This window comes from Nostoc sp. CmiVER01 (assembly GCF_034531135.2).
GTDB lineage: Bacteria > Cyanobacteriota > Cyanobacteriia > Cyanobacteriales > Nostocaceae > Nostoc.
The window spans coordinates 113,280-135,799 of the sequence record NZ_JAVRBU020000014.1 but is presented as its reverse complement, the minus strand read 5'-3'; the positions used below and the strand labels follow the sequence as shown (position 1 = coordinate 135,799).

At 39.1% G+C, this 22,520-nt stretch carries 18 protein-coding genes and 1 pseudogene; 7 read left to right on the top strand and 12 right to left on the bottom strand.

From position 1 onward, the window contains the following. Positions 1-3 precede the first annotated feature (3 nt). A complete protein-coding gene (locus RMZ43_RS24175) occupies positions 4-1,806 on the top strand; it encodes a HAMP domain-containing sensor histidine kinase (RefSeq protein WP_322649401.1) in 1,803 nt (600 codons plus the stop codon). Here RMZ43_RS24175 and glsA read toward each other — a convergent pair. Continuing rightward, on the bottom strand, positions 1,783-2,697 hold the full coding sequence (gene glsA / locus RMZ43_RS24170) for a glutaminase A (protein ID WP_322649402.1): 915 nt from the start codon (positions 2,695-2,697) through the stop codon (positions 1,783-1,785). The two genes, RMZ43_RS24175 and glsA, sit on opposite strands and share 24 nt — an antisense overlap. Positions 2,698-2,957: 260 nt before the next feature. Here glsA and RMZ43_RS24165 point away from each other — a divergent pair, with 260 nt between their 5' ends. The 3 genes from RMZ43_RS24165 (at position 2,958) to RMZ43_RS24155 (ending at position 6,624) form a co-directional block, all read left to right on the top strand. Next, a complete protein-coding gene (locus RMZ43_RS24165) occupies positions 2,958-3,467 on the top strand; it encodes a hypothetical protein (protein WP_322649403.1) in 510 nt (169 codons plus the stop codon). A 358-nt stretch (positions 3,468-3,825) separates the two neighbouring features. Further along, on the top strand, positions 3,826-5,343 hold the full coding sequence (locus RMZ43_RS24160; protein ID WP_322653222.1) for a thioredoxin-like domain-containing protein: 1,518 nt from the start codon (positions 3,826-3,828) through the stop codon (positions 5,341-5,343). 264 nt (positions 5,344-5,607) lie between these two features. Then, entirely contained in the window at positions 5,608-6,624 is a 1,017-nt protein-coding gene (locus RMZ43_RS24155) for an RluA family pseudouridine synthase (RefSeq protein WP_416212429.1), read from the top strand. A 201-nt stretch (positions 6,625-6,825) separates the two neighbouring features. Here RMZ43_RS24155 and RMZ43_RS24150 read toward each other — a convergent pair whose 3' ends face one another. The 7 genes from RMZ43_RS24150 to hemC all read right to left on the bottom strand — a co-directional run bounded on the left by RMZ43_RS24150 (position 6,826) and on the right by hemC (position 15,827). Further along, positions 6,826-7,593 (bottom strand): phycobilisome rod-core linker polypeptide, encoded by a 768-nt coding sequence (locus RMZ43_RS24150; protein ID WP_322653223.1) that lies wholly within the window; start codon positions 7,591-7,593, stop codon positions 6,826-6,828. Positions 7,594-7,965: 372 nt separating this feature from the next. Beyond that, complete coding sequence (locus RMZ43_RS24145; RefSeq protein WP_322653224.1) at positions 7,966-8,520, bottom strand: hypothetical protein; 555 nt, start codon at positions 8,518-8,520, stop codon at positions 7,966-7,968. Beyond that, positions 8,521-9,126, bottom strand: a complete 606-nt coding sequence (locus RMZ43_RS24140; RefSeq protein ID WP_322653280.1) for a phycobiliprotein lyase — start codon at positions 9,124-9,126, stop codon at positions 8,521-8,523. It abuts the gene before it with no gap. A 433-nt stretch (positions 9,127-9,559) separates the two neighbouring features. Further along, entirely contained in the window at positions 9,560-10,654 is a 1,095-nt protein-coding gene (locus tag RMZ43_RS24135) for an acyltransferase family protein (protein WP_322653225.1), read from the bottom strand. A gap of 574 nt (positions 10,655-11,228) precedes the next feature. Continuing rightward, the gene (locus RMZ43_RS24130; RefSeq protein WP_322653226.1) at positions 11,229-12,428 is read right to left on the bottom strand and encodes an acyltransferase family protein; all 1,200 of its coding nucleotides are present in this window, start codon (positions 12,426-12,428) and stop codon (positions 11,229-11,231) included. Positions 12,429-13,297: 869 nt separating this feature from the next. Then, the gene (gene glgA, locus RMZ43_RS24125; RefSeq protein WP_322653227.1) at positions 13,298-14,737 is read right to left on the bottom strand and encodes a glycogen synthase GlgA; all 1,440 of its coding nucleotides are present in this window, start codon (positions 14,735-14,737) and stop codon (positions 13,298-13,300) included. Between the two features lie 118 nt (positions 14,738-14,855). Beyond that, positions 14,856-15,827 (bottom strand): hydroxymethylbilane synthase, encoded by a 972-nt coding sequence (hemC, locus tag RMZ43_RS24120; RefSeq protein ID WP_322649413.1) that lies wholly within the window; start codon positions 15,825-15,827, stop codon positions 14,856-14,858. 174 nt (positions 15,828-16,001) lie between these two features. Here hemC and RMZ43_RS24115 point away from each other — a divergent pair. Next, positions 16,002-16,115 (top strand): annotated as a pseudogene (locus tag RMZ43_RS24115) (IS200/IS605 family transposase); the annotation flags it as partial. Between the two features lie 174 nt (positions 16,116-16,289). On the opposite strand, the gene RMZ43_RS24110 reads toward RMZ43_RS24115, so the two are convergent. Continuing rightward, a complete protein-coding gene (locus tag RMZ43_RS24110) occupies positions 16,290-16,895 on the bottom strand; it encodes a hypothetical protein (RefSeq protein WP_322653228.1) in 606 nt (201 codons plus the stop codon). Positions 16,896-17,291: 396 nt separating this feature from the next. Beyond that, a complete protein-coding gene (locus RMZ43_RS24105; protein WP_322653229.1) occupies positions 17,292-17,714 on the bottom strand; it encodes a lysozyme inhibitor LprI family protein in 423 nt (140 codons plus the stop codon). A 190-nt stretch (positions 17,715-17,904) separates the two neighbouring features. On the opposite strand from RMZ43_RS24105, the gene RMZ43_RS24100 reads away from it, so the two are divergent. Together RMZ43_RS24100 and RMZ43_RS24095 are read left to right on the top strand one after the other, a co-directional pair. Beyond that, positions 17,905-18,876: a YegS/Rv2252/BmrU family lipid kinase gene (locus RMZ43_RS24100; protein ID WP_322649416.1), complete on the top strand. Its 972-nt coding sequence runs from the start codon at positions 17,905-17,907 to the stop codon at positions 18,874-18,876. A 182-nt stretch (positions 18,877-19,058) separates the two neighbouring features. Continuing rightward, positions 19,059-20,612, top strand: coding sequence for a metallophosphoesterase family protein (locus RMZ43_RS24095; protein ID WP_322653230.1), 1,554 nt, complete (start codon positions 19,059-19,061; stop codon positions 20,610-20,612). 105 nt (positions 20,613-20,717) lie between these two features. Here RMZ43_RS24095 and RMZ43_RS24090 read toward each other — a convergent pair whose 3' ends face one another. Both RMZ43_RS24090 and RMZ43_RS24085 read right to left on the bottom strand, forming a co-directional pair. Beyond that, positions 20,718-21,224: an aspartyl/asparaginyl beta-hydroxylase domain-containing protein gene (locus RMZ43_RS24090; RefSeq protein ID WP_322653231.1), complete on the bottom strand. Its 507-nt coding sequence runs from the start codon at positions 21,222-21,224 to the stop codon at positions 20,718-20,720. A gap of 11 nt (positions 21,225-21,235) precedes the next feature. Next, entirely contained in the window at positions 21,236-22,453 is a 1,218-nt protein-coding gene (locus tag RMZ43_RS24085) for a cytochrome P450 (protein ID WP_322653232.1), read from the bottom strand. Between the last annotated feature and the right edge of the window lie 67 nt (positions 22,454-22,520).

Here is a 22,520-nt window from a genome sequence, read left to right as displayed (position 1 = left end):
ACTATGGCTTCCCAGAATCATGGTTCAAATTTTCAGGCAGTTTCCGGCGATATTCCTGTTTTACAATCGAATCGAAAAGGGTGGTTTTCACGGCTGACGAATAGTTTGAGTGTTGGGAACAAAATTAAATCCGGCTATGCTCTTGCTCTCAGTGTTGGAATTTTAGGAACCACAATTGGATTAATCCTTGGAGACCAGTATCAAGAAAAGGCGTTGCAGAAGCAACAAAACGCTTTTAAGGAACTCAATTTGCTTCATCGCCTCCAGACAGGTATCCTCCAGACACGGACTCATCAACAGCAACTCATCCCATTAGTGCCATATCCAAAGTTGTATACAGAGGAATACAGCCACATTACTAATGTCCATGCACCAGAAATTGAGCAAGTCTGGTCTGAACTCCAAAAATATACAAAAAGTGCTGATTATACAGGTCAAAATACTGAGAATATTCCCCTGTTTTTGCGAACCTATGATGGTCTACCACAAACTTATATTCAACAACTTGAGGAATTATTTCAGCAACTTGATCTATCGCTTTTAAATGAAAAGAAAATTGCGATCGCCCAACAACGATTGTTAAAGTTTACCAACAGTGAATTAGCACTCAAGTTTGACGAGATATCTGATGAATTGGTTACTGTTATTAAAGCTTCCTATGAGGAATCAGTAGCAGCGACAGCTGCGTTCAAGAAAGCAGCGCAAATGCGGATTTATATTATTGCTGCCAGTATACTGTTGTCAGTGCTAGTTGCTACTATTTTAGCTTTATTAACAAGTCGAACTATTACTTATCCGGTCAAAGTGCTGACGAGTATGGCGCAGCAAGTCACTAAAGAATCTAACTTTGACCTGCAAGCACCTGTCATCACCACAGATGAAATTGGCATACTTGCTATTGCATTTAACCAAGTTTTACATAGAGTTAAATGCTTATTGGAAGAACAGCAAGCAGCAGCTTTTCGTCAACAGCAAATGCAAGAAGCCCAATTGCTTCAAAGTGAGAAAATGTCTAGCTTAGGACGAATGGTAGCTGGTATTGCCCATGAAATTAATAATCCGGTAAATTTTATCTATGGTAATTTAGATCCTGCTATTCAATATGTAGACGATTTATTAGAATTGCTAAAAATCTATCGCCAAGAAGTGCCTAATCCATCTTTGGCGGTGCAAGCCTACGCTACCGAAATTGATGCAGAATTTTTAGAAAAAGATTTACCCAAACTTTTGCAGTCGATGAAGTTTGGTGCCGATCGCGTGCAACAAATTGTCTTAAGTTTGAAAAACTTCTCTCGCCTGGATGAAGCAAAAGCACATCCGGTTAATCTACATGAATGCCTAGATAGTACGCTACTCATCCTCAATAACCGAATTAAAAAAGGCATTAAAATTGAGCGCTTGTACGGTGAGATTCCTAGCATTGAAGGTTTTTCTAGTTCGCTTTATCAAGTGTTTATGAATATTATCAATAATGCACTTGATGCATTGGAGGAACAGCACAATCCTCAAGACAAACCACAAATTACGATCGCTACTGAACTTAAAAATAAAAACTGGGTAGTTGTTCGCATTGCTGATAATGGTTCTGGTATTCCCTCTGATGTTCAAGGAAAAATTTTTGAGACGTTTTTCACTACTAAGGCTAGAGGTGTTGGCACTGGTATGGGACTTTCGATTAGCCGTCAGATTGTAGTCGAGAAACACGGAGGACAACTAATGTGTAAGTCTGAGGTGGGTAGTGGTACTGAATTCATCATTTGTCTTCCAGTTCAAAAGCAGCATTTACCCGAAAATGCTCAACTCTAATTTTTGCGATAATGCCTCAATAAAAGCAAGCCCTACTACCGGATTTCCTACTGTATCTAAGGTGGGACTGTAGCAAGCGATCGCTCCCTCACCTGGTACTATTGCTATAAGTCCACCACCAATCCCTGATTTCATTGGTAGACCAATCCTGACTGCAAACTCCGCAGAAGCTTCATATAATCCACAAGTTAACATTATTGCATTGACAATTCGGCGGTTTTTTGATAAAAGGGAGCCATTATCAAAAGCTAAGAGTTTTCCTAACAGGGCTAAATCTTCAACTTGCCCAGAAATGCAGCATATTTGCTCGTATGTGTCAAGTGCTGTTTCAATATTGTTAAGATAACCCGCTTCGGCAAGATAATTAGCGATCGCTTCATTGGCTGTTGAATGGGTTAATCGCACTGAAGCCAGCATCGCCTCATCCAAAGATAGTTGGCAACCCGCTAATTGGTTGAGCCAGTGACAAAATAAAAGAGTGCGAACGCTTGCGTCCTTTCCAGGTAATTTATCAGCGAGGGTAATTGCTCCACTATTAATCATCGGATTGCGGGGGTATCCACGATCGGCAATTAGTTGTTCTAAAGAATTAAAGGGTGCATCCGATGGTTCCATCCCAACCCATCTAAAAACCGTTTCTGCACCAAAATTTTCTAGCAGATAAAGTAAGGAAAATGTCTTAATAACGCTCATTAGCGGGAAAACACAAGCTGTATCGCCAAAGGTGATATTTTTTCCAGATTTGCAGTAAATATGAACTGCAAACCAACTAGGATTAGCTAAAGCCAATTGCGGAATGCGATCGGGAACTCGTCCCTGTTGAGCTTGGGTTTTAGCTAGTTGCACCCAGGCTGATAATTCCGTAGTACTTAGTTTGTCAAATCTTATCAAAGTGTAAATTTTCTAAAAGTTCATTTATTAAATAGTAATTAACAGTATACCCTGATGTTTATAAAGGCTTTTTAATAGCGTAGAAACACCAAGAATAACATTTATAATTAGCAATAATCTCTTGGTCGTTGTTGTGAGCCTTAAAACTCAATAGTTTTCGTCTTTGCACTATTTTGCAAGGACTATATAATTGTGCGACTTTAGAAATATTGTATCTCAACACTGTTTACAAATAATATAACTTTATTGGAGGTAGGTTTATGAAATTATCTACACTGTCTAAAATTCTAGGTTTAACAACAGCATTTGCAATTTCATTACAAGCTACATTGCTTATTCAACAAAACAAGGCTCTAGCGGGTGCTGGTACATCTACTCTTAATACAGGCGAATACTTATTCCCTGGTCAATACTTGATTTCACCAAATGGACAATTTAAAGCCGTACAGCAATCAGATAGAAACTTTGTTCTTTATAATTCATCTGGCACTCCTGTGTGGTCATCAAACACTTTTGGCGCAGCAGATAGCTACATCGTCATGCAATACGACTGCAATTTAGTCATTTATCGATCTAATTCACTCCCCATCTGGTCAAGTTTTACTGCACCTGCTTCTAGTTGTCGTCTTGTAGTTCAAGATGATGGAAACTTAGTAATTTATAGAGGTGATAATGTTCCTGTTTGGGCAAAGGGTGCAATATTAATAGAGATTGAACCAGGAGAAACGCTAAATCTTAATAATTTACTAAATGGTATTCGTTTGCCCTGATATTGGAAAGCGAAAGATAAGCTGCATTGCTTAATCGAATGTTTTAATATTGCTGATAATCCTGATTCCATCAGCAGTTTAAAATCCCTTGAGCTATTGCCGCCGTATAGCTAAGGTACAGGATTTCGTAAATTCTGTCATTCCCATACTCTATACGGGAACGATAAATCTTATCAAGCTAAGTTTTTATGACGTCTGTTTTTAAGAGATTAAGCGGTGGGGTTGCTATGACTGTGGGAATCATAACTAATTATGTGAACATTATATTAATTACGAATTACGTTAGCGCAGCGTTAGCGAGTCTTCTCCCAAGGGGAGATGCTGCGCTAACGAGCGTCACTACGAATTACAAATTAGTATGATTCCCCGTGTCAGAGCGCCAGAATTACCACAAAATTACTTTTGGCTCAATACCGATAAACCTTTGTCTCTTAAACAATTCAAAGGTAGAGTTGTAATTTTAGACTTTTGGACATACTGCTGTATCAATTGTCTGCATATTCTGCCAAACCTGAAATATTTAGAACAAAAATATAAAGATAGCCTTACCGTTATCGGTGTTCACTCTGCTAAATTTGACAACGAAAAAGAAACAGCAAATATTCGCCAAGCTATCCTGCGCTACGACATTGAACACCCAGTTATAGTTGACAATGGTTTTCGGATTTGGGAAGAGTATGCTGTACGTGCTTGGCCTACGTTAATAATTATTGATCCAGAAGGTTACGTGATTGGCCAAATTTCTGGTGAAGGAAATCGTGACACTTTAGACGAGTTGATTCAAAAGTTAATTCAGCAACACCAAGACAAAGGCACAATTAATTTTCAAGAACTCAGCTTGACTTTAGAGAAACAGCGCCAACCATTAATCACACCCCTAGCTTTTCCTGGTAAAGTTCTAGCGACTCCAACGGGTTTATTCATCGCTGACTCTGGACATCATCGCCTGATTATGAGTAGTTTTGACGGCGAAATTTTGCACTTGATTGGTACTGGAAAATCTGGCTTAACTGATGGTGCTTTTAACGAAGCGCAATTTTTTGCACCACAGGGAATGGCTTATGATGCCGAAAATCAAATTCTTTATGTTGCTGATACAGAAAATCATACACTGCGGCGAATTGATTTAAAGCATCAAGTAGTGCAAGCGATCGCAGGAACTGGTGAACAAAGCCGCAATATCTCTCCTCATGGCGGTGCTGGTTTAGAAACTGCGCTAAATTCTCCTTGGGATTTAGTCAAAGTGGGAAATACCTTGTTTATTGCAATGGCTGGGCCTCATCAAATTTGGCAAATGGATTTAGAAACTGGCATTATCAAAACTTATGCTGGTATTGGTGCAGAAGCGTGTATTGATGGTTCACTTACTGAATCTGCCTTTGCTCAACCTAGCGGTATTAGCACAGATGGGAATGAATTATATATTGCTGACAGTGAAGTTAGCTCAATTCGCGGTGTAGGAATTGTAGAACCGTACCAAGTGCGAACTGTTTGCGGTAGTGGGGGTTTATTTGATTTTGGTGATGTAGATGGACAAGGTGAAGATGTCCGTTTGCAGCACTGTTTAGGAGTGGAATATGCTCAAAATTTTCTGTGGGTAGCAGATACTTACAATCACAAAATTAAATTGGTGAGTCCCAGTACAGGGAATTGTCAAACAGTTTTAGGAGATGGTACTAATGGCTTACAAGATGGCCAGGGTAAAAACACTCGGTTTTTTGAACCTTCAGGATTGAGTGCTATGAATTCATATCTATATATTGCCGATACCAATAATCATGCCATCCGCCGCGTGGATTTGAATACTTTTGAGGTGACAACGCTAGAGTTTCTTGGCTTGTGTGCGCCAAATATATGTATTCCAACTAATTTATAAAATGATTACTTGGTGCGAAGGGATAAAAGCTCAAACATAAACTTTGCATCTACTTTAAGCGTAAAGATATAAGTGCGGGTATTGAACCCGATGATTGTTTTTATATGCAAAACTATAAGCTAATGTTTGGGTATAAATTCTCGTCCGCCTCTGTAGACTGAGGTCAAATCAAGGTTTTACTTGGGTAGACAGGATTTATAACCGCCCTTTTAAAGCATTCCGCGCTTTACTTAAAGAAAGGGGAATTAATAATCTAGAGCAATTGTGACTGAATTTAATTTACAAATCCAAGAAAATAGCGAACGCTTCTCAACTCCATTAGAGGATGCAACGTCTAGTTTACTTCCCTTCAGGGATACGATACACTGCGTCAACACTAAAGGAAACGATCGCCTTGATCGTTACCTTTCCCAAGAATTACCAGACTTATCCCGTTCCCGCATCCAACAGTTAATTGAACAGGGTAATGTCCAACTTAACGATAAAGTTTGCACATCTAAGAAGATCAATGTCAAGTTAGGCGATCGCATCACTCTCGAAATCCCAGAAGCGCAACCTTTAGAACTCCTTGCAGAAGATATCCCCTTAGATATCCTTTACGAAGATGACCACCTACTCATTCTCAACAAACCCGCAGGTTTAGTTGTCCATCCTGCACCCGGTCATCCCGATGGTACTTTGGTAAATGCTCTATTGGCACACTGCCCTAATTTACCAGGAATTGGCGGAGTCCAACGTCCGGGAATCGTCCATCGATTGGATAAGGATACAACAGGTGCGATCGCGATCGCTAAAACAGAAGTTGCTCATCATCACCTACAAGCACAACTCAAAGCTAAAACCGCACGCAGAGAATACTTGGGCGTGGTTTATGGTGCGCCAAAAGCTGAAAGTGGCAGAATTGACTTGCCCATTGGTCGCCATCCACAAGACCGCAAAAAAATGGCTATTATGCCTGTCGAACAAGGCGGACGAGCCGCCGTCACTCATTGGCAAGTACTAGAACGCCTCGGTAACTTCACCTTAATCCACTTCCAACTAGAAACTGGACGCACCCATCAAATTCGCGTCCACAGCGCCAAAATGGGGCATCCCATTGTCGGCGACCCAGTTTATAGTTCTGGTCATTCAGTAGGGGTAAATTTGCCCGGTCAAGCACTGCACGCTTGGCGACTAAAATTGCAACATCCCGTATCTGGAGAGTTGATTGAAGTGACAGCAAACCCTCCAAGTCACTTTACAAAACTTTTGGAGATGTTAAAAAGACGAACTACACTTTAAACTCATCCCGCATCTGAAAGCAGCACCATTTCACAGACATTAAGTCTTGCAAAAATCCCCTTTAACAACTAGCGTGCATTAGACATGGGATAGAGTCTGTTCCACTAGTTATACCTAAATGAAACTCCTACATAACCCAAGACTTATGCACGCTATAAAATGATCAAATGTATGTACTAGTCAGCTGTCGAACAAAAATCGTTATTTAATTCCTGCTATTTGCCGATAAGGTACAGACTTTTCGATATCGATATTGAATGACGATATCCGTTGAGGAGCATTGCCAGTTGCATTGATACTTTGTGCCAAAGCCAAGAATAAAGCTGGATCGCCAGCCTTGGGCTTTTGCTCTTGTGGAAGGAATCTGCGTACTTCGACCTGCCAAATGATTTGGGGGAAACCCAGTTTGGTACGGTGGTAAGCTTCGTATCGCGGAGATTTGATGTTGAATGGCAACTCACCCGCAGATTGAGATGGCAGTATCCGACGGCGCTGATAAGGCACTGTGGAGTCTCCAAAATTGCTCAGGTACTCTTCAGTGTTGAGGACTTCATCAACAAAGCCTTTAATACCCTTGGTAGCGACTACAATTGACCAGGCAATTTTTTCCCGCTCATTGTATGGGTCGCGTCCTAGAACGCGCTGGATTACTTGCTCAACAAAGCGATAATTACTGTTGAGATCGTAGAAGCTTTTCTTAAAGGTATTGGAAAGTACCAACCCACGAATAAAGTCCCGTACTGTAATTTGTCCATTACGGAGTTGAGACTCTAAAAATGTTTCGCGATCAGCAGTAAAGGCATAAAAGAAAAGTTGACGATAGGCTGCTTCAATCAGAAGGTCTAAATCTGACGGAGAAAGCAGATTGTCTGTACTAAAAATCCTGGGTTGTTCATCACCCGGTACTTCGTATGCAGCTACACGCTGATTCTGACTTGAAGGGTCGTATGTTAACAGAGGAATTGCCACTCTAAAGCCTCCATATTTCTTAATTAAAGTTAACAACTTTAGATCACATATTAAGGGAGTAGTTGTATCAAAACTTCAGATTCTGATAAAATTTCACGAAACTTAACCAAGAGGAACTTAACTATTCCAAAAAACAAGGATTAGCTTGTTGGACTCAACCCATAGCTGATTTATAAAAGGAGTAAGGCTTTCAGCCTAATAACTACCTAAAAAACTTTATTTATATACTTTAGATTAGAAGATTCAGTTTCACCTTTTTGAAATAAAGCAATAATTTTTAACATATAGCAAAAGAAATTAATGGGGAGTGAAGAATTAAGGACAAGGGGAGAGACTTGTTGCAAGTTCTTACCTCTTGTCTCTTTGTTTTCCCTACTCTCTACTCCCTTGACCTATCCAAAATTCCAAGGGATCTATGGTTGATTTACAGTGAGGCCAGCTACGCAAAGTTGCTTCCATACCTGCCTCCCAGTAAGGTGGTTCTAATCCCAGCCCTAAACATAGATGAGATAGGATGCTAGCAAACTGCTGATTGTGACCAAAGTCTCCTAGATGAGCATGGGCGTATTCATGAACGACTACACCAAACCAGTCTCTAGGTGCAATTCGACCGACATCTACCAGAATAGTTACTGGGTTTGTGAGAATATTGCACAGCCCGTCAATGCCGAAGGATTGAGCTATGGGGACTGCAAAAATTTGGATATGGCGACGCTCTTGGGGATGAAAGCACTCATGGCAAAGGTCTAGATAGGTATTGATCTGAGCGTTAATGGTGTTAATATTATCGCCGATCCAGGTACAAATGGGGATGCGATCGCGCACATTATCGAACACATCAACCATACCCGGTTCTAGGGCAAACCTCTGTACTTGATACAGATAATCTCGGCCACGAGTAAAAGCATCGGTCTGCTTGAGAATCATTCACCAGCCCAAAACTGAATAAAACTTTCTTTTTTCCAAAACATCCGACCCTTGTTTTTCTGTTATTTGTTCTGGGTTGGAAGTTTCAATACGAGTTTCGGTACAAAATGATGCAGTGCTGAAGCCACCAAAGCGTTTCACTGTACTGGTTCGTAGTCGCATATTTGGGCTAGCGAACCAGAATCTCTCAATGGAACTCATTGTTTCGTATTCGGTTGTCAACACTAGCCCATCTTCATCATCCATGTGAAAAAGACCTACTACAGGCATAATTTCAGCGTAGCCTCTTTCACGGAGTAATTTACCAGATCTCGGGTTATCGCCATCAGGCACGATCGCAAATATGGTTTTCCCTTGATGGTTCTCATCATTTTCTCTATCCCAAGCCATTGTACCTAGCCATTGTACCCGCGATCCACCTACTGACAGGCTGGGGTCAATCTGATGATACTGGCACAGTTCAATGATTTCTGGATGATTGGCATCTAGAGTTTCTACCTGTATATCCGATTCTCCTGTTTCTGAGCGTTTAAAGGGCAGGTGATGAGTTGCACGTTGCGATCGCCACTTACCAGCACTTAACTGAAAAAAGTCCATTGCGTCTATCAATCTTCTAACTCCTACTTATTACTCCTGCGGATGATGTTTTACGGTTTTTTATTTTTATAGTTTTTGGTATATAAACATTGTGACATACTCCCCACCCTCGTCTGTGTAACCATTATAAAAAATAAGCAATTGAGATTAAGGATGCCAAAACGTCGTTTAATAGGTTGGTAATTATATGTAGTTCACGCTAACAAAACCATAACTCAACTATTACAGAATGGGCGTTTTTGAGGATTAGGCTCGTTACTTATAGTTTTTCTCATAAAATAAATAACAGATGCCTTCAAATTGAGAATAAAATATTACTACTGCTTATCTATAGCAATCCTATCTGATTTATTTATTAAAATTCGCAGTGTCTATATCCCGACTTATTTAAGAAGTCGGGTATCTAACTTTTCACGAATGATTTAGAATTGCTACACCACTATTAAGCCATTTTAGCAAATACTTTTTTCCTTAAATTTCCAATTAATGGTTTCTCAATATAAGAATGAACTACACATCCCATAGCTACTGTTAATATAATAATTATAAATGCAATAGCGTTGTAATATATACTGTAATTTTGACTCAAATGTAAAATATTGAATTTATCTATTAATTTATTGAATATTTTGCTTATATTACTTAAGAAAAAGCCGTGTGTTAAATATATAGAATAAGACGCATTACCTAAATAAATTAGGATTGGTGATACATTTATTGCTTTTGTTACTTCTAAATGAACAGATCCGATAATCAGTAAGGTAAAGGGAATTCCATAAGCTACTAATGAAGAGATACCTGAAACATTAAATTCACCATATTTTGTATTTATAACTGATATCATCAACAAAAATATTGAAGCATAAATTAATGATGTTCCAAACTTAAATTGATATTTATATATCGTATAAGCAGCTAAACAACCCAGCACAAACTCTAGATTATGTGGAGAAAATATAAAGTTTAGCAGATAGCTTTTGCCAATTGGTAAAACATTAAATAGATTAAGAGTTATACCAATTATCCAAGCAAAAATTATTGCTCGGTAAATTTTTGTATTTTTCAGTATTAGGAAACCAAATATACAGTAGAAAAATACTTCATAGCAGAGCGTCCAACTGACACCAATAAAACTACTCTCTAGAATAGACCTATCTTGGGGTAGCAATAAAACAGCCTTGATAATTTCGTCTGCACTTCGCTGATAAATGCTATCTTTACCAGTATTAAATAGAGAAGCTAAAATTTTGATGCCTAAAATGCTCCAATATAATGGATACACACGAATAAATCTTTTAAACACAAAAGGCGTAAACTTATCAGGTTTACCTATATCAGATTGATGAATATAAAATATAATAAATCCACTAAGTACGAAAAAGAAATCAACGCCTATCCAACCGAAATGAAATGTTTGTAATAAATATAAATTATTTTGATGTAGTTCACGAGAAAGTATTCCATTTCCGTGGTGAAGAATTACCATTAGAGCAGCTATACCGCGATATACTTGTAGTAAGTTTAATTTTTTGTTCATAGTAATTGCAGGGTTAGTTGTAAAAACTAATTAAATCACTAAATGTTAAGAATAGTGTAATACCAATTCACTAAAATAAATTATGCAACCGATGTAAACCTTGAAAGGCAAGTATCTCTAATTTTTTTAATTGCAAATTGCTCTCTTCTCTACGAGACGCTTTGCAAACGGAGCGAGGCTTTTGTAATAGCGTCCCTAATAGTTGCCCATTGCGAATTGGTATGACTGTTCATTTTTGTAATCAAGCAATAACTTTAGAAGTAACAGCAATAGGAAGAGATAATATTGCTCAACAGCAAAACTATCTTTTAAGCTTCGTGCTACTTTCGACAACTTTTACTTGTTTATAAATTGTAAGTAGTCCGGGATCATTTAACCTAGATTATCTTTGGCTAACTAGATTGACTTTGGTTTTAATGCCTAACTCAGGTATACTACCATATACCTGAGTTGTTGCGTTAGAGAATATTAGCAAAAATACAGTGAGACAGGACATATTATAGAGTCAGTAAGTTGCCATGCCTCCGGAAAGGTTTCACCATAAATAGGCGTCTTGATTTGCTCTGTATAGCAGTTAAGCTTGATTTAAACCTCTGTTTTTTATCCAAGACATAATTAGATTTCTCAACTTGCCTGTTTTTGACTCAGTAAAATGTGCTATGACAACCGCATATAAAAATACAAATACAACTATGATAAGCGCCAAGAATATGTGCAAAATATCTGGTTCCCAAGGGCGATCGCTAATTACACATGCTCTAATAAAGCACAGTATTGGCATGTGGACAAGATAAAGAGTATAAGAACATCCTGCTAAACCTTTAGAAAATTTTTCGTATATTCCTTCTTGCCTTATTTCACTACGACTATTAACTAAAAAATATATCATAATAGCAGTAGAAATTCCTATAGAAAAGTCTGCTATTTCTCGGACAATAAAACGCTCACTGATTAATGAAATGCACAGGATTAGTATAGACAAAAAAGTGAGGAGATTGAGGACATTTTTATTATTAAGATATTTAGAAGGATGAGATATACTAACTAATGCTCCCATTAGCCAAACCAGAAAATAAATTCTAATTTCTGAACTAACCATGAGTAATATAGCTGAAGCTAAACAAGCATATAAGACACGAGCTTTTAAAGATTTAGCAAAAAAGAATAGGATGATAGAAGGAAAAAGTATATAGTACCAAAACTCATAGGCTAAACTCCAAACTGCCTTATTTGAACCAAATAAATCTACAAAAATCGTTTGTACAAAAGCTAGAGTTCCCAAAGCATTTTTAAACGTGAAATTTTCCAAAATTTTATAAGTTGCCAAATGACCGTTGTGAAACTTTTCTCCATAAAAGCTATCTTGTCCAGTACCAAATATTTTTATACCAAGAGAATCCCAAAAAGAAGATAGTAATAAAGCAGGAATTAATACGATATATAAGCGTGTTAAACGATCTACTAAATAATTAACCCAAGACCATTGCTTTTGCTGAATTCTCTTTATGACGCTAGTTGAAATAAAAAATCCACTTAGGACAAAAAAAATCATTACAGATTGATGACCCAATACTGTTAATGAATTTAACCTTTTTATAAAAAAACTAGGATTACTAATTTCTGCATATTCTATAAATAATAGAATTCTTGTGTGACCAATAAAAACTAATAAGGAAGCTAAACCTCTTAGTAGATCAAGATGAGTTGACCATCGATAATTCCTGATTGAAGGAATATTATAAATAGGCTGCGTCTGAGTTTCTGTTTCTAGCATTTTGGATATTTAACAACCTTTTCCTAATTAAACCGTTAAAACATGAAAAAATATTCAAGAAAAAATTGGTAGCTCAATACAATAAATAATATACAATTATCTATATATGAATACTTATAAGTTTCCAAGAAGGTTTTTTAAAGCTTGTCCAAAGTCTATCGGGGCTTCATTAAACTCCAATTAGGAAGATAAGATGTTCTAAATAAACTCAGGAATCTCATCATCAATTAATAAGATTTAGTTAGGCTCTTTGTTATCTCTGCGTCCTCTGTGCCTTTTCTGCGAGATAGTGCGCGTTGGCAGACCCTCTCGTAGAGAAGGCGGTAGCCTGCACCGCTTTGCGTCTACATTAAAAAATTGATTTGAATAATAGAGTTTTGACCTTAATTGAACCGTATTACATTATCAATGCAATTAATGTTTTTTTATTAGTCTAAAAAATAATATAGAAGTAATGTTCAATTTAAGGTACTTCTATATTAATAGGAACTCATAACAACAAAGTTTTTTTGACTTTTATCTAGTCACAGTAATAAAGCAGCGTTAGATGGCAATCCTATGTAAGTTTTACCTAAAAAATAAAATATATCAAGGTTTGTGTGGAATAGTATTAGATGCTTATAAAGCAATACGGTTCAATTAAGGATTTTTGGTATTGATTTTAGCATGTAGAGACGCGAAATTTCGCGTCTCTACTGAGGATTTTGGGCTTAACTTAACGATATTGACTTATAAAGAAAGAATTGTTTTAAAAATAAAAAAACTCATGATTAGCATCTTTAGATATCAGGCTAATCTAAACAATGCTATCGATCATGAGTTCAAAAATGAGGTGCATGGTGCATACATCTGTACGCCCCTATAGAGATTTATGATTTGCTATTAGCGATCGCTTCGTTTAAGACTAACTCTGGCTGTGGTGTTTCCTCTTCTTCTGGTAGACCGTAAATTGACCTGTACAACTTCACGTATTCTTTTGCAGATTGATACCAACTAAAGTCTTGGGCCATGCCCCGCTTTTGTAGTTCTAGCCATTGTGGTTTAAAACGGAAGCCTTCCCAAGCCCTGATCATACAGGTGAAAAGGTCTAGGGGTTCATAGCGGTCAAAGCAATAACCTGTACCTGCTGCATTTTCGGGGTCGTGATGGCTTACGGTATCAACTAATCCACCTGTGCGGCGGACAATAGGTACAGAACCGTAGCGTAAAGACATCATTTGGCTGATACCGCATGGTTCAAAACGACTAGGCATTAAGAAAGCATCAGTACCAGCGTAGATGCGGCGAGACAGGGCATCGTTATACAGTAAGTAAGTTGCCATGCGTCCGGGAAAGCGGGATGCTAATTGCCACATCTGAGTTTCATAGTAGCGATCGCCTGTCCCTAAAAGAATAAACTGTGCATCTGTATAAGAAAGGAAGCGATCGAGGATTTGCAATATCAAATCAATGCCTTTTTGTTCCACTAATCGGGTCACAATCCCAATTAAAAAGGCTTTGGAGTTGACTTCTAATCCTACCTCTTCTTGCAAAGCAATTTTGTTGGCTTTACGTTTCTCTAAGGTATCAGCAGTAAAGGTTTGGGTAATGTACTTATCATCTTCTGGGTTATAAACTTCAGTATCAATTCCATTAATAATCCCAGATAATTTACCGCTAATAAACGACAGCAAACCTTCTAAAGTTTCACCATAAGTAGGTGTCTTGATTTGCTCGGCATAGGTGGGCGAAACTGTATTTACCTTATTAGCAAATTGCACCGCCGCCGCCATTGTGTTGTGTCCTTGCATATACCAAGGACACCAAGTAATTTTTTCTAAATACCAACGCCACGGCCCTTGATAAGCCAGATTATGAATGGTGAAGACTGTGGTGATATCAGGATCTTGGTGCATCCATACGGGAATCATCCCCGTATGCCAATCATGGCAATGGATAATTTCCGGTTTCCAGTAATTCCAGGCAAACTCGGCTGCACCATTAGCAAATAAAGTGAACCGCCAGTCTTCATCATCTCCGGAATAAATGCGGCGGGGCATGAAGGCAGGATGTCCAAATAAGTACAAGGGAACATCAGTACCAGGCAGGACGCTTTCGTATACTGCAAAATGCTGGAACATGGCATCGCCCCACCAGATAGGTTCATAGGGAATTTCCATTTTGTCTGGCAGGAAGCCATAGTAAGGCAAGAATATCCGCACATCATGCCCCATTTCTCTCAGAAATTTCGGTAATGCCCCAACAACATCACCCATTCCTCCTACTTTGGCAATGGGTGCTGCCTCTGCTGCCACAAATAGAATCCGCATGGTAATTTTTGCTTCCCCGGTTCTGTCTATATTGTCAAATTAACTCTTGTCGCGTCTGGCACATCTTTTGTGCAACAACGATCAATTCTTATCTAATCACATCGGCTTGCCCAATTGGTTAAGAACCGCGTTGAATCACTGCAAAAATTTCTGCTAAAATTTCTTGCGCTCCTTGTTGTCGTAACACTTGTGCTAGTTCTGTGCCTAACGCTTCTGCATTATTGGCAATCCCTGTGACGGTATCTTTTACGAACTTTTGACCATCTACACTAGCCACTATCCCTGTTAAGGTCAAATTATCACCGGATATTTCTGTATTTACACCAATAGGTACTTGACAGCCACCTTCTAGAGAGCGTAAAAAAGATCGTTCCGCGAGACAGCGATCGCGTGTTTCGGGGTGTTCGATTGCTTTGAGTAGAGATAGCACTTCGCTATCATCAGCACGGCATTCTATCCCTAAAGCTCCTTGTCCCACGGCATGAAGGGAAATTTCTTTAGGGAGAATTTGATGAACGCGATCACCCATTCCCAATCTCTCTAACCCTGCTGCGGCCAAAATCAAAGCATCGTATTCGCCTGCATCCAGTTTTGCCAACCGTGTAATCAAGTTTCCTCGCACATCCTTAAAGGTAAAGTGGGGGAAGTGATGACGTAACTGTGCTAACCGCCGCAACGAAGATGTACCAATTACTGCACCTTCTGGCAATGTATCAATTTGTTTATCTTTGTGCTTTTCATGCACCACTAATGCATCTGCTGGATTTTCCCGTTCAGTAATTGCTGCTAGCGTTAACCCTTCAGGTAAGTGAGTCGGCAGATCCTTGAGGGAATGAACGGCAAAGTCAATCTCTTGATTGAGCATTCCGAGTTCAAGTTCTTTAGTAAAAAGTCCTTTATCGCCAATCTTAGCTAATGCTACATCCAAGATTTTATCGCCTTGGGTAGACATGGTGTGGACTTCAAAAGTGAGATCGGGAAAGGCTTTCTGAAGTTGCTCTTGTACCCAGTAAGTCTGAACCAGAGCAAGTTGGCTTTTGCGCGAACCAATCCGAATAGTGCGTGGAGGACTAGAAACAACTGAAGTCATAAAACAATATATCAAACGGCGATAAATTCACTCTCATCTAGACTACCGTAGTCAGGGACTCATACTAATTTTGGGGTTTGGATTTTGGATTTTGGATTACAATTCTTTACCTAAGGCTGGTTCTAGGAATCTCCGACAGTATTACTTACCATTAAGCCAGATGTCCAAATTCCATTTCCCAGAGCTATTAAAATGCCAACTCTCTAGACTTCAAGTTATTTTGTGAGTACAGCAGGAAATGTTTGTATAGAAACACTGAAGCGTTATATTGAACAAAAAAAGATTTGAATACAGGATAAAGGAAAGCGGTTAGCTTTCATGCCTCGTCTAAAACCCTTAAAGATGTGTCCCCCTCAAAAGGACACATCTTTAAGGGTTTTCAGCATTGTTCTTATAAAGCCAGAGTATAGAGCCTCTATAAGCAAAAACGGCAGATTCGTCTGTACAGACTCCAGAATTATGCTATAAATACTCCAAGGTATAGTTATAACTACCGTTGTGATCATGTACACCGCCAGCCGGACAAGCTCCAAATGAGGGATTTCCCGCAAAAGCTAGTACTTGACATTTATTACACCAACGCCAGTTATCCTGCTGACCTGGAAGAAGAGGTGTATTGAAGATTAGAAGATAGTTATAACTACCGTCGTGATTATGTACACCGCCAGCTGGACAAGCTCCAAGTGACGCATTTCCTGCAAAAGCTAGCACTTGACATTTATTACACCAACGCCAGTTATCCTGGCCAGCAAGACGAGGTGTATCGTGGATTAGAATATAGTTATAACTACCGTTGTGATTATGTACACCGCCAGCTGGACAAGCTCCAAGTGACGCATTTCCTGCAAAAGCTAGTGCTTGACATTTATTACACCAACGCCAGTCATCCTGACGATTTACGAACTGAGCTAAGGTTGGCTGAAGCAAACTCAATCCAGTAGTAGTTACCCCAGCTACTCCTAGTCCTCCAATTTTTATATACTTTAAAAAATCTCGTCGTGTTTTCTTGTGAATCAAAACGGTGTTTTTACTCACGGAATAGTTAGGATGTCGTATTCGTTGTGACATACGTCTAAATTCCTAAATTTCATAAATACTATATTCTAAATATTCTTAGATCGCGTTAACACTGGTAAGCGGCTGGACAAAAATATTTACATTGCGAAATCGTGTTCGCGGAGCATCTGATAGAAAAGCAATCCAAAACCCTTAGGATCGCTTAGTTTCACTTTGTTCTATTCAGGAATCTCTACTTCAGCATAGACTTTGGTTTTTATTTTTAAATCCTTATCTAAGCTGGAATCGGAACATTCGATCATCTAGGATACCAGCCGTAATCATGCAGTGATATTCGTCTATTCTCCACTTCGCTGTATTTATGAGCGTAAATACACTTTTGTATCGGATTTTAACGCATTCATAGAAATTGCGAGATATTAAGAAAAATCACAATTTTTATCAAAATCAGGGATCGGATTTGAGATATTCCTCTAATTCTTGGGTACGCCGTTTTGTAAGATTTTCTAGACAATTAAAATAAATGGTAGGGGCAATACTTCCTCCTTCATATCTGCTTCTCTCAAACTCACAATTGGTATCTCGAAACTTGAGCCATGCAAGTTGTGCAGCAATCAATTTCTGTTTCCTAGATGTTTCTAAGGTAGGTAGCAATTGTTGATAAACTTGATTCAGTCTTTTATCTGCCTTTTGATAAGATAACTTCGCGCATTCATTAATTGCTATTTGGGTTTGAGGATTATTACAGTTGACCGTTTGAACTAAGCGCATCTCCCGTAAATCAGGCGTTGTGCCTGCTATTGTCATGGTGGGAGTATTTAAACTGCTGAAAGTCAGCATACTTGCTAAAACTGGTAATAATTGACGCATGGCAAATTTTTATTGTTTCAGTAAAGACAAAACATACTTAAATACGCATCAACATCGGTATGTTCCAACCCAGAAAACTTCTAAACTTCTTACAAAAGGTAAACCAGCCGCCAGAAGGAAGATGAAGTTTCACAAGAATGCTAGAAAAAATTTGGTATTTTAGTGATCTAAGTTTAGCCTTTAATATTTTATGAATCGTTCCGCCTGCCTCATTTTCAATCCAGTTGCGGGTCAGGGTGACCCAGAGATAGAACTGGCAGAAATTCGGGCAATATTAGAGCCAGAAATTGACCTAGATATTTATCTTACAACTGAAGAAATCGATGCTGACGAACTGGCTTTAGCAGCTGTAGAGCGAGGGGTAGATGCAATCATTGCTTCAGGCGGAGATGGCACTCTCTCGGCGGCGGCAACGGCTGTAGTGGGTACTGATATTCCATTTGGCATTATTTCTAGAGGCACAGCAAACGCTTTTGCTACAGCTTTAGGAATTCCTGACACGATCGCAGGTGCATGTGAGACAATTTTGCAGGGAGGAACCCGCCATGTAGACGTAGCCTATTGCAATGATCGACCAATGGTACTTTTGGCAGGTATTGGCTTTGAAGCTGAAACTGTAGAATTGGCAGATAGGGACGCTAAGAATCGTTTTGGGATGATGGCCTACGTTTTTGCTGGAATTCAGCAACTGAGAAATTTAAAAAACTTTGATCTTGAAATTGAAACAGAAGACAGGATAATTAAGACTAGTGCCTGTGCAGTTACAGTAGCAAATGCTGCCCCTCCTACTTCAGTTTTGGCTCAAGGCCCAGCCGGTCTGATTTATGATGATGGGTTGCTAGATTTGACGATTGTAGCTCCAGTTAACAAAGCAGGAGCGATCGCAGCTACATTTCATCTATTTCAAACGGCTTCTACAGGTAACGCTGCCGAGCGAAATGATATTGGCTTCCTACGAGCCAAAGAATTTAAAATTACAACTAAACCACCGCAAAAAGTTGTTCTAGATGGTGAAATAGTAGGCACAACACCTGTAGAAATTAAGTGTGTACCAGCAGGTTTGAACATTTTTGTGCCATTAGTAGAAGAAGTTGAGCCTACCGAAAAACTAGAGGGACTTCCTAATCTGATTATTGAGATGAAAGACACAGTGGAGGAGTGAGAGCATTGAGCATCGGGCATGGGGCATTGGGCATGGGGCATTGGGCATGGGGCATTGGGAATTGGGCATGGGGCATTGGTTATTTCTTCCCCTGCTTCCCGTGCTTCCTCTGCCTCCCCTGCTCCCTCACTCCCTCATCTCCCCCTGCTCCCCTTCAATTGAAAACTCAGGAGTAGGTTGCATTGAAACTTGTATCTGATCCAGCGATCGCTAACAAAATCCGTAAAATGAATCAACGGGTACGATGGCAAGATCCGTTAATTGTGGAACGGAACATCGACCAAACTCGGCTGGTGTTGGAGGATGGACAAACAGACAATTCTGAGTTCTCATTTTTAGTTGTAGGTGATAGTGGTTCCGGCAAGCACCGGGGACATAATCCGCAGCGAAAGGTGGCTGAACTAATGTTGCCCCATCACAACGAATGCCGTTTTATGCTGCATACCGGAGATGTGATCTATTTAGTGGGGTCAAGTGAATACTATCAGCAGAATTTCATCCAGCCTTATCAAGAGTTTCTCTTGGGAGGAGAGCATCCCCAAAAGATTGCTTATGACCAGATGATTTTTAAGCTGCCCATTTTACCTGTACTGGGAAATCACGATTACTATAACTTGCCGATTCTATTGAGCTTGGCCTCTCTGACAACATTACCCATTCGCCGCCTGTTGCGATCGCGTTTAGACTTGGATGTAGGCTTGCATGGTTCAGGAACGGGTGAAGCCTACGCACGGGCTTTTCTGGATTATCTTCAGGTGTTTCAGCTTCCAGGAGAGTTAAATAATCATCTAAATCAGTATTACACAGCTAAAACAGATACAGGTTATTGTCTCAGCTATGAACCTGGGCATTTTACCCGCCTTCCCAATCGCTACTATACTTTCCGCTATGGCGGGATTGATTTCTTTGCCTTAGATTCAAATACATTTAACGATCCACCACCGCTACCTAAAACAAAACAAGGCGATGCTAATCGCAGAATTTTAGAAAAACGTCGTGAAGATTTAGAGCAAGAAAAGCAACAAATCATTGAAACCTCAGCCAAGCTTCGTCCAGAACATCCTATTGAGGCTGACCAATTAGACGACTATCATGCCAAGCTGTCACAAATTGAAGAAATTATTGTTGATATCAAAAAGCAATTAGCTGCTGATAAAACAACGCTGATTGACACTGAACAACTAGACTGGCTCAAGCAAAAATTAATTGAATCTTGGAATAACTCTGAAGTTAGGGGAAGAATAATTTATTTCCATCATCCTCCTTATGTAACTGAAGCGACAAAGTGGCAGCAAGCACAAACTCTGATAATTCGCGATCGCCTCCGTGGTGTGCTGGATGCGGTAGCTGAAGAAATAGGTTCCTTAACTCAGGGGCGTCCTTTGGTTGATTTGGTATTAAACGGTCACGCCCACTGCTTGGAACACCTGGAGACAATGGATACAGGACACGCTGATTCTCATATCCACTGGATTGTTTGTGGCGGTAGCGGCTTTAGTTTGCGGCGCCAGAGGGTTGAGGGAGCAGATTTGATGGAGGAAAATAAATTAGTAGCGCGATCGCATCTCTTCATTGGTCGCAACGGTCAAGGTTCTCACAAGCGGCGACCTTATTCAGGTTTACGCATTGACGTTAAAGGTGAAGGCCATCCTAAGTTTATTGTGCGTCCCTTAGTTTCGGAATGGTATCAGAGACAATGGCGCGATCGTGAATTTGAGCCACTGATCATTGAATGAATGGGCATCGGAAAAGAGGAGGCAAGAGTTTTTGAATTTTGAATTAATTTCTCTTAATTCACTCATTCACCGATCTAACAAAATTGCATCATTCCCACTTAAATTCTATATTTGAGGTAAATTTGAAAACTGAGACTTTTTAAAGTCGATCAATAAAATTATTCTGGAAATATTGCTGCGATTCCAAACTTCATGTTCAACTGTATCATCAAAAACTAAGCACTTACCTTCTTCCCAAGTTTTTGTTTCATGCCCCACTCGTATCGCACAGTCATCAGCAACAATTAAACCCAAATGACAACGGAGTACAGTGTTTATATATCCCTCATGAGGAACAATGTGAGTTCCAGGTGCAAGGGAAGAAAAAGTTGCTGTTGTCATTCCAGGAATAGCTTCTATTAATTTTGTTGTTTGTGGACATAAACGGCAGTTATCCTCAAGTTTCTTTCCAAAAGAATACAAAGTAAAAATATCCCAGCCCTTGTTATAAAGAAACTCTTTTTGCCAAGGAATAGAATCATTTTGTTGCAGTCTATCAAACTCCTCTTTAATGAGGAACCAGTTTGATTCTAGACTCTGTGTAAATCTAAAAATAGTAGTTTCGTAAAACATTTTTTATTTAATTATGTTATATTCATTGCTTTGAAGGTAACTGGAAGAGATTTTAAGCTCCGAAAAGGAACTCTTTTTCGCCATTCAACTTGTTCTTGTAATAACTGTATGTCAGGCAATTGCACAAGAGTATTAATAGCAATTTCAGCTTCTAGCCGCGTCAGTGCTGCACCCAAACAAGAATGAATACCATCAGCAAAAGCTAAGTGATTGTTATTAACTCGCGTAATATCAAAACGATCTGGTTCAGGAAATTGTGCAGGATCTCGATTTGCAGCCCCCAATACAACCAATACTTTATCACCAGACTGAATAGTTACACTATCTAAAAAAACATCTTCATTTGCTATTCGTGTAGTAATCTGAATCGGGCTATCATAACGCAGTATTTCTTCTATAGCACCTTGAATAAGCATAGGTTGTGTCTTGATTTCTTGCATTTGCTCTGGGTGACGCAACAAAGCAAGCATACCGTTACTGATGAGATTGACTGTTGTTTCTTCACCAGTTAGAAAAAGTAACATACAGATGGAAATAATTTCTTCTTCCGTGAGCTTGTTATTCTGTTCTTTAACTGCTATCAAAGCACTCAAAAAATCCTGTTGTAGATTTATTTTGCGTTGAGCAATCAAGCCCTTAAAGTAATCTGTAAATTCTAACGCCACTTTATTCATCTGCTCATAGTCTTCCAAAGACTTGAGTGGATCTAAAATCTCAGACAATTTATCTGACCAATAATATAGCTTATACCAATCTTCAACAGGTACTCCCAAAATTGTGCAAATCACATTACAAGGTAAAGGACAAGCAAAATCGGCAATTATATCCATGTAGCCTTGATGTCGAATCTTACTAATTAGCTGCTCTGTAATTTGTTGAATTTGGGGATATAAACTTCTTACAGTAGCAGCAGAAAAAGCTTTACTTATTAATCCTCGCAATCTAGTATGTTCTGGCGGGTCTAGAAATATTAACCATTTACTAATAGCTTGTGCGAGTGTATTGAAATTACCCAGATAATCGCTTTTGTATTTAACGTGGTTTGGCATTTTATTAACACAAAAGCGAGAGTCTCGCAAAATTGCCTTAGCATCAGCATAGCGAGTAACTACCCACATATTATTGAAGCTCTGGTGTATTGGTTCAACAGAACGAAGTTTATGATAAATGGGATAAGGATCATCATGAAAGGATGGTTCATAAGGATTAAACTTAAAGATTTTTTCCATTTTTTGCTTTTGATTATTATCTTTAATTGGTTAGATTTACTGTCTACTATATTTACTAAAACCTGAC

Coding starts and splice junctions, on each gene's coding strand:
- RMZ43_RS24105 (WP_322653229.1), bottom strand. CDS start 17,714: ATGCGTCAATTATTACCAGTTTTAGCAAGTATGCTGACTTTCAGCAGT.
- RMZ43_RS24100 (WP_322649416.1), top strand. CDS start 17,905: ATGAATCGTTCCGCCTGCCTCATTTTCAATCCAGTTGCGGGTCAGGGT.
- RMZ43_RS24160 (WP_322653222.1), top strand. CDS start 3,826: ATGATTCCCCGTGTCAGAGCGCCAGAATTACCACAAAATTACTTTTGG.
- RMZ43_RS24110 (WP_322653228.1), bottom strand. CDS start 16,895: ATGTCACAACGAATACGACATCCTAACTATTCCGTGAGTAAAAACACC.
- RMZ43_RS24165 (WP_322649403.1), top strand. CDS start 2,958: ATGAAATTATCTACACTGTCTAAAATTCTAGGTTTAACAACAGCATTT.
- RMZ43_RS24175 (WP_322649401.1), top strand. CDS start 4: ATGGCTTCCCAGAATCATGGTTCAAATTTTCAGGCAGTTTCCGGCGAT.
- hemC (WP_322649413.1), bottom strand. CDS start 15,827: ATGACTTCAGTTGTTTCTAGTCCTCCACGCACTATTCGGATTGGTTCG.
- RMZ43_RS24085 (WP_322653232.1), bottom strand. CDS start 22,453: ATGGAAAAAATCTTTAAGTTTAATCCTTATGAACCATCCTTTCATGAT.
- glgA (WP_322653227.1), bottom strand. CDS start 14,737: ATGCGGATTCTATTTGTGGCAGCAGAGGCAGCACCCATTGCCAAAGTA.
- RMZ43_RS24130 (WP_322653226.1), bottom strand. CDS start 12,428: ATGCTAGAAACAGAAACTCAGACGCAGCCTATTTATAATATTCCTTCA.
- RMZ43_RS24090 (WP_322653231.1), bottom strand. CDS start 21,224: ATGTTTTACGAAACTACTATTTTTAGATTTACACAGAGTCTAGAATCA.
- RMZ43_RS24135 (WP_322653225.1), bottom strand. CDS start 10,654: ATGAACAAAAAATTAAACTTACTACAAGTATATCGCGGTATAGCTGCT.
- RMZ43_RS24145 (WP_322653224.1), bottom strand. CDS start 8,520: ATGATTCTCAAGCAGACCGATGCTTTTACTCGTGGCCGAGATTATCTG.